Source organism: Kastovskya adunca, assembly GCF_059505785.1.
In genome coordinates, this window is the sequence record NZ_JCACLG010000033.1 from 253,284 (window position 1) to 264,394 (window position 11,111).

General features: G+C 46.3%; 10 protein-coding genes. 6 read left to right on the forward strand and 4 right to left on the reverse strand.

Going from position 1 to position 11,111, the window contains the following annotated elements:
- The first annotated feature begins 6 nt into the window (after positions 1-6).
- Positions 7-474, forward strand: coding sequence for a GNAT family N-acetyltransferase (locus tag AC5JR3_RS14005; RefSeq protein WP_495846952.1), 468 nt, complete (start codon positions 7-9; stop codon positions 472-474).
- A 27-nt stretch (positions 475-501) separates the two neighbouring features.
- Here the strand turns inward: AC5JR3_RS14005 and AC5JR3_RS14010 are convergent, their stop codons facing one another.
- Positions 502-1,323, reverse strand: coding sequence for an Rpn family recombination-promoting nuclease/putative transposase (locus AC5JR3_RS14010; protein WP_495846954.1), 822 nt, complete (start codon positions 1,321-1,323; stop codon positions 502-504).
- A 392-nt stretch (positions 1,324-1,715) separates the two neighbouring features.
- Between AC5JR3_RS14010 and AC5JR3_RS14015 the strand changes: the two genes are divergently transcribed.
- Positions 1,716-2,330 carry an alpha/beta hydrolase gene (locus AC5JR3_RS14015; RefSeq protein WP_495847000.1) on the forward strand — a complete coding sequence of 205 codons (615 nt, stop codon included), beginning with the start codon at positions 1,716-1,718 and terminating at the stop codon, positions 2,328-2,330.
- A 145-nt stretch (positions 2,331-2,475) separates the two neighbouring features.
- Positions 2,476-3,882, forward strand: coding sequence for a mechanosensitive ion channel family protein (locus tag AC5JR3_RS14020; protein ID WP_495846956.1), 1,407 nt, complete (start codon positions 2,476-2,478; stop codon positions 3,880-3,882).
- Between the two features lie 78 nt (positions 3,883-3,960).
- Here AC5JR3_RS14020 and AC5JR3_RS14025 read toward each other — a convergent pair whose 3' ends face one another.
- Together AC5JR3_RS14025 and AC5JR3_RS14030 are read right to left on the reverse strand one after the other, a co-directional pair.
- Positions 3,961-5,337: a TIGR03279 family radical SAM protein gene (locus AC5JR3_RS14025; RefSeq protein WP_495846957.1), complete on the reverse strand. Its 1,377-nt coding sequence runs from the start codon at positions 5,335-5,337 to the stop codon at positions 3,961-3,963.
- Positions 5,338-5,753: 416 nt separating this feature from the next.
- Entirely contained in the window at positions 5,754-6,728 is a 975-nt protein-coding gene (locus AC5JR3_RS14030; RefSeq protein ID WP_495846958.1) for an undecaprenyl-diphosphate phosphatase, read from the reverse strand.
- Positions 6,729-7,029: 301 nt separating this feature from the next.
- Between AC5JR3_RS14030 and AC5JR3_RS14035 the strand changes: the two genes are divergently transcribed.
- Positions 7,030-7,755, forward strand: coding sequence for a DUF3120 domain-containing protein (locus tag AC5JR3_RS14035; RefSeq protein ID WP_495846960.1), 726 nt, complete (start codon positions 7,030-7,032; stop codon positions 7,753-7,755).
- Between the two features lie 123 nt (positions 7,756-7,878).
- The gene (locus AC5JR3_RS14040) at positions 7,879-8,880 is read left to right on the forward strand and encodes an adenylate/guanylate cyclase domain-containing protein (RefSeq protein WP_495846962.1); all 1,002 of its coding nucleotides are present in this window, start codon (positions 7,879-7,881) and stop codon (positions 8,878-8,880) included.
- Between the two features lie 104 nt (positions 8,881-8,984).
- Here the strand turns inward: AC5JR3_RS14040 and lipB are convergent, their stop codons facing one another.
- Positions 8,985-9,620 carry a lipoyl(octanoyl) transferase LipB gene (gene lipB, locus AC5JR3_RS14045; RefSeq protein ID WP_495847002.1) on the reverse strand — a complete coding sequence of 212 codons (636 nt, stop codon included), beginning with the start codon at positions 9,618-9,620 and terminating at the stop codon, positions 8,985-8,987.
- Between the two features lie 357 nt (positions 9,621-9,977).
- On the opposite strand from lipB, the gene hpf reads away from it, so the two are divergent.
- Positions 9,978-10,634 (forward strand): ribosome hibernation-promoting factor, HPF/YfiA family, encoded by a 657-nt coding sequence (gene hpf / locus AC5JR3_RS14050; RefSeq protein WP_495846963.1) that lies wholly within the window; start codon positions 9,978-9,980, stop codon positions 10,632-10,634.
- Positions 10,635-11,111: the final 477 nt, after the last annotated feature.

An 11,111-nucleotide genomic window follows, 5' to 3' on the forward strand; every position in this document is an offset into this window, starting at 1 on the left:
CTGCTGATGACAGAGAAGCTTTTTTCTTTACCTATTGGGTGTAGTCTCCGGCGTGCTACGGCTCAGGATATTTGGTCGATTCGCAAGTTAGTTCTGTCGGCGAAACTCGATCCTACTCAGTTGCGCTGGCCGCAGTTTTGGGTAATTGAATGTGAGGGGGAAGTGGTGGCGTGTGGACAGTTACGCAGCTTTTCTAGGGCGCAGGAATTGGGAAGCTTGGTAGTAGCAAAGCCTTGGCGCGATCGCGGTTTGGGTGCGTTTCTCACTGGGCACTTAATTGAGCAACACACTCAGCCGCTTTATTTAGAATGTTTGGGCGAAAAGTTAGCGCAATTTTATCGCTCTTTTGGTTTTGTGCCTGTCTCTTGGAAGAAGTTACCGCGATCGCTTAAATTTAAGTTCGGTATCTCTCAGCTCGCTAAAGTATTATTCCGCCTGCCTGTGGAGATTATGCAGTATCAAGGGGGGAAGTGAGAGCAAGGCGATCGCGCAACATCCTCTTTAACTTTGACGAGCCTGCAACCAAGCAGCAAGATCTGCGGCTTCCGAGAAATCCAACAGCGCCTCGCCCAAGTCTTCTAGTTCTGGCGTCGTTAGCCCTCGAATTTGGGCTTCTAGTTCCGGCTCAAGTTTACCAATTCGGCGTGTTAGCAGGCGCATGGTATATGTTAGTGCCTCTTCTTGCTTGCCTTCTTGCAAAATTTCTTGATAAATCACAGATTCACGCATAATTCCCTCCATAAAAATTCGTTTAATTAACTCTTTTTTGAACCGTAAACCTGCTAGCAGTTGAATACAGTTGGAAATTACCTGCCGTTGTGACGGTTCCTCTATTTTATCGACTGCTTCTGCCACGCGACCGAGAAGTTGGGTTGTATCTTCAGCCGCGCAAAGGGTTGCGAGTGGTAGCAATGCTGCTTCTTGGAGTAATAGTTCGGGGTCTTGCTCCCACATACGGATGACGTTATAACGATGCTGTGTTCCTTCGAGCTGAAATTGACTCTCTACTTCAGCCGCCGCACGGGAGTATTTGAGCAGGATAAGGAACTGCGTTATGGGTAACTGATAGCTGCGGTGCAGTCTTACCCAATAATCCAGCATTCGTAGGGGTAAGGGAGGATTTGTTTCGCCTCTTACTTGAAATTCAATCTGTAGTAGCCGTTGTTCTTGAGGCAGGTAAGCGACAAAATCAGCACGGACTGGCTCTATGCTTAGTTCAGTTTTTATGACTTCTACAGACTCAGGAGTTGAACCTAACAACCAGGTTGTAAAGCGTTCTGGGTAGGTTTCTGATAGATACTTGCAGGTATTGTCAAAGGACATAGTAATTCAGAAGAGATGACACCCCGTTGGCAAGATTAAGAAATGGCGATCGCCACTTTTATGCCAATAATTCATTGACTGCCATGCTAAACCCTTTTAAAACAGTTTGAGTGCCCACAACATCACCGCTACTCAATAAATACCGCTTCTATTGATTCCCCTTGGCTGCATCCCACATCATCGAAGCTTTGGAGGCGATCGCGCTTTCCCACCACACTAAGATCGAGATAGCAAGCTTAATTTTAGGAGTGTCTGCTTTGGCAAGCCAACCCTTGAATCGGCGTCACTTTCTCTTACTGAGTGGTGCCAGCCTCAGTACTGCACTGCTACTGAAAGCCTGTAGCGCCAATACTACCAACACACCTACAAACTCTGGTTCCGGAGATAAACCCTTGTCCTTACAATCCATTTCAGTTCCACCCGCCAACGGTAAAACAACAACCGGATTGATTGTTTTTTTGCATGGCTTTGGTGCCAATGCCCAGGATTTAGCTACTTTTGCACCGGCGATGAACTTGCCTGACTATCAGTTTATGTTTCCCGATGCCCCCTACCCCCATCCCAGCGTATCCCAGGGCAAGATGTGGTATAGCCTGCAAAGTCAGGATTTCCAGGGATTACAGGTGAGTCGCCAGCAGTTGTTGGAGTGGCTGAAGTCTTTAGAAAGCACGACTGGCGTTCCCCTGTCGCGCACAATTTTAGGGGGATTTTCTCAAGGCGGGGCAATGACCCTAGATGTCGGGTTAGCGTTACCCTTGGCTGGATTAATCTCATTAAGCGGCTACCTGCATTCCCCGCCTCAGCCCGGAAATTCTTTGCCACCTGTCTTAATTGTGCATGGTAAGCGAGACCAAGTCGTCCCAGTGGGTGCCGCGCAACGGACTAAAGAAAGCCTCACTGCTCTAGGAGCATCAGTGAAGTATCAAGAATTTGACAGTATGGGACACGAGATTCAACCAGCGGTTTTAGCGCTAGTGCGTAGCTTTATATTGGATGCTCTGAAGTAGGGGTAAGTAATAGTTACTGCCTCAACAGAATCCTCCTCCTTAGGGAACAATGCTTAACTACCGATGGAGGCATCTCAGATCCGCCCTAATTAAGGTGAGTAGAGTAGATTGCAACCGCTAACGGTGAATTACTCTCAAAATCACTATGAAAAACTGGCTTGAAAGATCGCGCAAAAAACGCTCGCGCCGATTTCCAATTTTAATTGTCGTGACTGGACTCTTTTTGACTCCCGTTCCTGTGGGTTTAGCACAAGAGGAAATAGAGGCACCTGTTCCGGCGGCTGAAAGTCCATCTCCAGCGAGCGCGTCTCTTGAGGGCTCATATTTTGCTGATGTTGTAGTCAGAGGTAGACCTGTCTTTCAAGTGGGTAGCCTTGCCGATCTTTCTGCTAGAGAACGGACGCAGATCATTAATCGCCGCATTGCCAGTCTTTTGGAACAGTCCCAAACGCTAGGAGAGGTAACAGTTAGCCCAGACAATCCCCGCCAAATTGCCACATTACGACTCAACAACCGGGTGTTGATGACAGTAACGCAGCAAGATGCAGAAGACTTTGGGCTGAGTGTGGAAGCATTAGCCCAAAGATGGGCAGAGCAACTGAATGGGGCATTAGATCAACCGCCCCTGGCAATTGATGTTGGACAACGCCTTTATGGAACAGTACAGCAATTGCTACGCGATACGATTGGCAATCTGCCTTCCTTTTTGGGAGCGATCGTTGTTGTTTTTATCACTTGGGGCGTAGCAAAAGGCGTACGTTATGGCGCGTTCACTTGGGCACAACAAACAGAAGGCGATCGCAGCACAGAAATTCTCATCGGACGCCTCGGCTATGGTGGCGTTTGGGTAATAGGCTCAGTGATCGCTCTGGGGGTTTTGGGACTCGACTTTGGGGCGTTACTAGGAGCATTAGGACTTACCAGTGTGGCTATTGGTTTTAGTCTCAAAGATGTCTTGAGTAACTACATCTCCGGCGTCATCTTACTCGCCGCTCGACCCTTTCGGATTAACGATCAGGTGGTAATCGCCGACTATGAGGGAACCATTACTCAAGTTCAACTCCGGGCGACAACGCTTAAAACCTATGATGGGCGGGAAGTCTACATTCCCAACCAAGAAGTCTTTCAAGCCAGCATCATTAATAACACCGCTTCCCCCCGCCGTCGTAGTTCTGTCATGGTAGGTATTGACTACGATGCTGATATCAGCAAAGCCAAACAAGTCATCTTTAATGTGCTTGAAGAGCGGCACGAAGTAGAAGCAGAACCAGCTCCAGATATCTTGGTGCGGGAGTTAGCGGCTAGCACTGTGAACTTGGAAGTGCGTTTCTGGGTAGATTCGCGACGCGCAGGTTTCTTAGCCATGACATCTAACGTCGCCCAACAAATTAAAGAAGCCCTGCAAGTAGCAGGCGTCGAGATGCCTAGCGATATCTACACCCTAGTATTTCGCAACTCTCCCCTTCAATTAAAGACAGAGGGGAACAGTGAGCAACAAGATGGCTCTTATCAGGTAGTTTTGCGTAACACAAACTCAACTCAGAATGCTTGATACTGCTCTATTTTTACGGGTATAAAATCTGATTATAGGGGTGCAAAGCTTGCGCCTTTACCCAAGATTTCTATAACTTCAATGAGGCATCAATTGAGTTGGCTTGGCTTTCTCTCTACTCATAGGCTGTAAGCAAGTCTCAATCAACTCCTCAATCCCATTAACAGGCAAAATTGGTACTTTTAACTGACTGGCAAGTTCTTCTACCGTCATGTCATCAAGGAAGCAAGTATCGCCATGCTTCAGCATTAGAGAAGGCAACAGAATAGCATCACCTAAATCTTTTCCCTGTAATCCTGAAAGTAAATCTTGCCCTGTCAGCAACCCTGTAACAGTTATTTCTTGACCCCAGTAGTCACTCCGCAATGGTGCCAAGTTCACGTCCAATCCTTCCACTTCGTTCAGTTGCTGTACCAAGGGTTGAAAGGCTTTTTCTACGGCATTTCCTACTACCCAGGTAAATTGCTGCGGGGTTTCCAAATGAGTTGGTAGTTTTTGAGAGGCGATGTCTTGAAACTGCGTGAGAAACTGACGAATTGAACCGACACCATTACCAATTTGTGGATAGTCTTCGTAATGGGATTCTGGTGGCAATTCCTCCCCTGCAATCAAAAACCACTCATCGGCTAACCAGGCAAATGTCGAGCCTAATTGCTGGCGAAACTGCTCCTGAAGTTTTTGAACTTGCTGAATAACTTCTTTGGCTTTTTCCTGACTAACAGGGATTAATTCATCTTCAGTAGGGCGAAAGCGGGTTAATCCTACAGGAACAACGGCGGCGGAAACAACTGCTGGGATATCTCCATCCCCGAAGGATGCCAAATCTAATAGGGTACGTTCTAGGTGAACGCCATCATTGATGCTGGGACAAACTACTACCTGAGCATGAATTTGCAGGCGGCGATCGCAGAACCACTGCAATTGTTCTAAAATCTGCCCAGCCCGATGATTTTTTAGCAAGCGTCTACGAATCTCCGGTTCTGTGGCATGAACAGATACAAATAACGGTGAGAGACGCATTTGTTCGATTCTGTCCCACTCTCGTTGCGTCAGATTCGTTAGGGTTAAATAACTGCCGTAGAGAAAACTCAGGCGGTAATCGTCATCTTTTAGATATAAACTATTACGCTTACCGGGAGGCTGTTGATCGATAAAACAAAAGGGACAGCGGTTGTTGCATTGAATCAAGTTATCAAACAAAGCTGCTTCAAATTCCAACCCCAGATTGTCATCGTAGTCTTTCTCGATTTCTATAAAATGATTTTTTCCAGCCGCATCAAGTACTTCCAATTCCAATACTTCATCAGCACATAAAAACTGATAATCAATTAAATCACGGGGACGTTGTCCGTTAATGGCAACAATCGCATCCCCTGGCTCAAAGCCAATCTCAGCAGCAATAGAGTCAGGAAGAATTTTAGTAATTAAGGCAGGTCGAATAGAAGCTTCACTCATTTTTAATTTGAAAGGTATATTAATGGCTTAGTATGAATAAATTTTTAGGCTAATTGAAATCAAGGGTTTTTGTTATTCAGGAGTTTCTTAAAACTTGTTTAATTAAAAAGCTTAATAAACTTTTTTGAGAAGTACGTGTCATTTCGCAACAAACGAATATTAGCAATATATAGCAGTTTTAATTTATTCGTGAAGGGTTGATAGGAGTGTATGGCTATACGCTCCTACACCAAAACTTTAGGGATTTCATAACTCGTCTAGGTAAGGGCTTGGGTTCTATTTTGAGGACTTTATCCCTGACTACAAACCTTATTTATTTACGTCGTCTTACTTAATCAGGCTACATCTCTACATTGTATAGTCGCAGATTAAGCATCTGTCGCTGACTTACCTCCTTAATCCTGAAAAGGTTAAGGTTAGGCGTTTTCTAGTAACCCGGCGAGGATCGCCCCTAAGATAGCTACGCCAAACACTAATCGATACCAGACAAACACCCACGCATCCTGTGTTTGTAGGTAACGCATCAACCAGGCAATCGAGACATAAGAAAATACAGTGGAGGAGATTGTACCAATGATTAAGGCAGACAAGCTGAGATCCCCTACCCCCGCTTCTGAGAAGTCTTTTAACTCTATTAATCCTGCCAAGGTAATGGCTGGAATACCTAGTAAAAACGAGAAACGAGCAGCAGTAGCGCGTTCTAACCCAATAAATAATCCAGCGGTAATCGTTGAACCGGAGCGGGAGACACCAGGGATTAAAGCCATCGCTTGAGCCAGCCCCATTAAGATGCCATCTTTGATTCCTAATGTATTAAAGTCCCGCTTCCGGATACCTATCTTTTCGGCAAAGCCTAGTAGTAATGCCATCACAATTGAGGCTGTGGCGATCGCGCCTGTACTCCGGATGGGTGATTCGTCAAAGTCGGGAATGAAAGCCTTAATCAATAATCCAAAAAAAACGATCGGGATCGTACCGCTCAAAATCCCGGTACCGACGCGGAAGTCTATAGATTGGTAGTCGGATCTGGCGATCGCTTTCGTGAAACCGACTGTGATGCTCGATAGATCATTCCAGAAGTACCAAAATACGGCTACTATGCTGCCTAGTTGGATGACTGCCGTAAACTCAAACCCCGGATCGCCCCAGCCTAGTGCCATAGGCAACACTTTGAGATGAGCGCTACTGCTAATTGGTACAAATTCTGTCAATCCCTGCACTAATCCTAGGAACGCCGCCTGAAACCAATTCAGCCCAGATGTTGTTGATGTTGACGCTGGGGCGATCGCGAGGGAAAAGTTAGCACTGAATGCTTTTAAGGGGAACGTAAGAATAAAACTGGTCAATGCCAAACCAAAGAGGGTAAAGGTTTGACGATGTAATCTGCTCATGCTATCCCCTGTTACCTCTTAACTTTTTGTACCCACAGGCTATTAGTAATACTTCCTGAAGTTACGCGTGTTTTTGCTAGTTATCCGCAGGATTTTACTTCGACTCAAAACTAGTCGGATATAGCCTAGCAGGGTGCCAAGCTTTTATCCAGGAGTTTATCCAACCTTTAAACAAAAGGGACAGGTAGCAGCAATTAAAGTTCACCCGCCCTAAGATAAGATTAAGTGAATGCCCCCCTAGGGGATATTTATGTGTTAACCTTGAGAAATATAAACATAAGTAAAGAATATTAACGCTATTTTGTTTAATCATACTTGGTTCTCATCGACAACCGCTTCTAACCCTGACTACCCCGATGTTTCAGGAAACTCATTTTTATTTAAAACGACTAGTCGCCAAGCTTGGTGGGTATTTGCCGTTGCTTCGTTTTTAGTTTCTGTTCCCGTTTTTGCCCAAGCCCCGCTGGTGCGTCATTTCCCACTATTTAGTCTAGGGATGACGGCAGGTTGGGTGTGGCTGGGATTGTTGCTGTTAGAGCGCCAATCTACGCAGGTGTGGGGGGATTTAATCATCGGATTTAGCTGGAGCTGGTTAGCCGGCTCGATTTATTGGGGTTGGTTGCGCTGGGAACCGTTGGTTCACTTGCCCATCGAAGCAATTGGATTACCTTTTGTTCTGTGGTGTTTGTGGCGTCGCTGGGGGCTAGTAGGCAATTTTTTCTATCTTGGCTCTTTATTCGGGACAGCGATTACAGATGTTTATTTTTATGTCACAGATTTAATTCCCCACTGGCGTCAGTTGATGCTGGTAGAACCAGCTCTAGCAAAACCGATATTTCAAAATGCGATCGCGCAAGTACAAACACCTTGGGGAATTAGCTGGGGGATCGCCCTCGTTGGAATTCTTCTAATCGTTGGTCTTTGGGCGATTGGGCGCAAGCAGTTATACTGGTGGGCATTTGGTGGTGCTGTATTAAGTACAATCCTGGTAGACAGCCTGTTTTGGATTGCAGCAACTCTTGCTTAAACAAAAGTGGCAGTTGTTGTAAAAATCAGGCATAGTAAGCGAGTGCTGTCCGGAAACACTCGTTCAGTAACCGAAGTGTAAACATGAACGCTTCTTTTAAACCTGTCATCGCCTGTCTTGCCTGTGGTGACTTTGCGTCCAACTCCATATCTGCTTCTTCCTACCGACTCTGGTAACCGTTATCTGCCTCTAGTAGGTAGCAACTGTTGGACAGTTGGTCGGAGTGACGATAACAATTTTGTGCTGTCAGACCGCTGGATTTCCCGTAATCACGCGATGCTACAGTGCACAGAAACTGGTGACTTTTATTTAATCGATCTCGGCAGTCGCAATGGTTCCTTTGTCAACGGGCGGCGGGTTAGTATCCCGGTGACATTACGAAATGGCGATCGCCTCACCTTTGGTCAAACGGATCTGGAATTTCACTGTCCCCTCAAAGAGGGTAGTAGCAATGCTAGTTCAACGGGGGAGGACAAAGAAACACTCACTTCAACCCTGCATGTCCGTCGCCTGATGTCGGTGATGGTTGTAGATATCCGCGACTTTACCGTCCTCACCCGACAAATCGACGAAAAAATCCTCTCAGCAGTAATCGGGACATGGTTTCGGCAATCGGGGGAGATCATCCGTGAAGCTGGTAGTTGGGTGGATAAATATATCGGCGATGCTGTGATGGCAATTTGGTTTCATGGCTCCCAAGGAGTGAGCAACGAAGAAGCGATCAACATTTTTCGCTCCGTCAGTGCTCTTCACAAAATGACCAGCGACTTGAGCAAGGAATATCCTCTCCCCTTCCCTCTGCGGATCGGTACGGGAATTAATACCGGGTTTGCGATGGTGGGAAATACAGGGAGTGGCGATCGCCCTGACTATACGGCGATCGGAGATACCGTTAACGCCGCCTTCCGCCTAGAGTCATCCACAAAGCAGATTGGGTTGGAGATTGCTTTGGGAGAAGACACCTACCGCTACCTGGTTGGTTTAGGGAAGAATCAAACAGGGTTTAAGCAGTATTCGGTTGACCTCAAAGGCTATGAGGTACCCACCGTTACCTATGCTGGTAACTATGCCGATTTAGATGCGTATTTACATCTAAATGCGCCTTTAAGTAGTGCTGAGTCCTAAGTTAGGAGTCAGTGTTAATAGTTGATCGCGAGCTTGCTAATCACCGATGACTGATCTGATGACTCATCTTCCCCGCGCTCTGCCAATCTTAGGAGCGAAGTGACTTATCGAAGTTGAACCTGGAAGACTTTGGCAAAGGCAGTGGCGACATCTTTACGGACTTGTTCTAGGGTGATACCAGGGATAAATTGAGCAAGACTACCAACAGGTTTATCGACAATACCGCAGGGAACAATGCGCTCAAATCCTGTCAAGTCGGGAGAAACATTCAACGCGAAGCCGTGCATCGTAATCCAACGGCTGACTTTGATCCCAATAGCGGCAACTTTCCGTCCTTCTAGCCAGACTCCAGTAAAACCAGGTAAGCGATCGCCTTTGAGTCCGTAAACCGCTAGAACCTCAATCAAGACTTCTTCTAACTGTCGTAGATACCAATGCAAGTCTGTCTGGTAATGCCGTAAGTTCAAAATAGGATAGCCAATTAACTGTCCCGGACAGTGGTAGGTTACTTCGCCACCGCGTTCTACTCGGAGAACCTCCCAACTGACTTTTGCTGGATCGAATTTGAGAAAGTCCAAATTTGCCCCGGTACCGAGAGTATAGACAGGCGGATGCTCTAGCAAGAGAAGGATATCGCTCAAGCTAGCATCCTTGATGCGTTCAGCAACTAGCGATCGCTGCCACTCCCAAGCCTCGGCATAAGCGACTAAGCCCCGATTCTCCAACAAGCACTGACGCAAAGGACAGTTCTCTTTGAGAGAGTCCGTCCCTAGGCGCAGTTCCTCAGGAAAAAATTTTTCGCTTCTTTGTCGGAGTTCGCTCATCGCACGCGTTTAAAGTTTGTATTTTTATTCACATTTCTACTGGTTTGTCAAAGATATATTGCTCTTCTGTGGCTCAAATGACCAAGAATCAAGGACTAGAGGCTAAGCAATAAACCTTAATGTCAAGGGATACGAAGGAATTTGAAGAGAAGTCAACTGTCACTGTCCTCCAGAATACAAAGTGCTACGGTGAAAGTAATCTCCAGAGCGGCAAATCTTAGGCCATAGCTGCTCTTAATATGACTCAAACTGTATCAGGACGGAGTAGTCAGTATGAAGCTTGTAATCCAAGGCAAGAATATCGAGATCACCGACGCCATTCGCGATTACGTGCAGCAAAAAATAGAGAAGGCAGTAAGTCACTATCAAAATTTAACAACCGAAGTAGATATTAATCTCTCCGTGGCTCGTAACCCTCGGATCAACTCCAAACAGACTGCTGAAGTAACACTCTATGCCAACGGTACTGTCATTCGCTCAGAAGAAAGTAGCGAAGACTTGTATGCCAGTATCGATTTAGTTGCGGATAAGATTGCTCGCCAGCTACGTAAATACAAAGAAAAACGGCAACACCAAAAAACCCATGCCTTGCCGAAAACAGGTGTCGTTGTAGAAGATGAGCCAGTGGTAACTGATCTAATTGGCGATCGCACGGCAGAACTCCCCTCTGAAGTCGTCCGCATCAAGTACTTCGCCATGCCGCCAATGACGATTGAAGAAGCCTTGGAACAACTGCAACTGGTAGATCACGACTTTTATATGTTCCGGAACACCAAAACTGGAGAAATCAACGTTATTTACGAGCGCAACCACGGCGGCTACGGCGTACTACAACCCCGCAACAATGTTAATAATGGCAACGGTAATCACAGCAACGGTAAGACCGATCGCAGTGAAGCCTTAGAACAAGCTAGCGAGTATCTTGCTTAAGCCTGAGTAACTTTTGAATCAAGACTACCAATTAGCCAGCTTGGAGCCAGTTAGACCCGACTTAGGGGTCTTGACTGGCTTTTTATTATTGATAACTAGCAAACCATCACCTGGGGTGATGGGTAATTGAAGAGTGGATTTTATCTAAGGGATATCAGCGAATTGCTGAATTTATGCAGCTGTTAATTGCTAAAATTGCACTCGTAAGCGGTAAAGCGCACTGAAAAAGCGAGTTGGTAGGGTCACTACTACAATGGCGGCAATCCTGGCGGCAACATCCTAAACCACAGCCTTGCATTGTAGGAAAAGCAAGCTCCTGAGGTAGGAAATACCTAAGGTGTTTGGCGAGATCTTAAGCGATCGCTCCTCTATGACCCAAGAATCAGCGTCTTTTTAAATCGCTGAGTGTCAACTTCACGAGAGCACCTCCGAAGCGGGAAGCCTTGTCTATGAGAGAGCAGGGGGGAACGCGAGGGC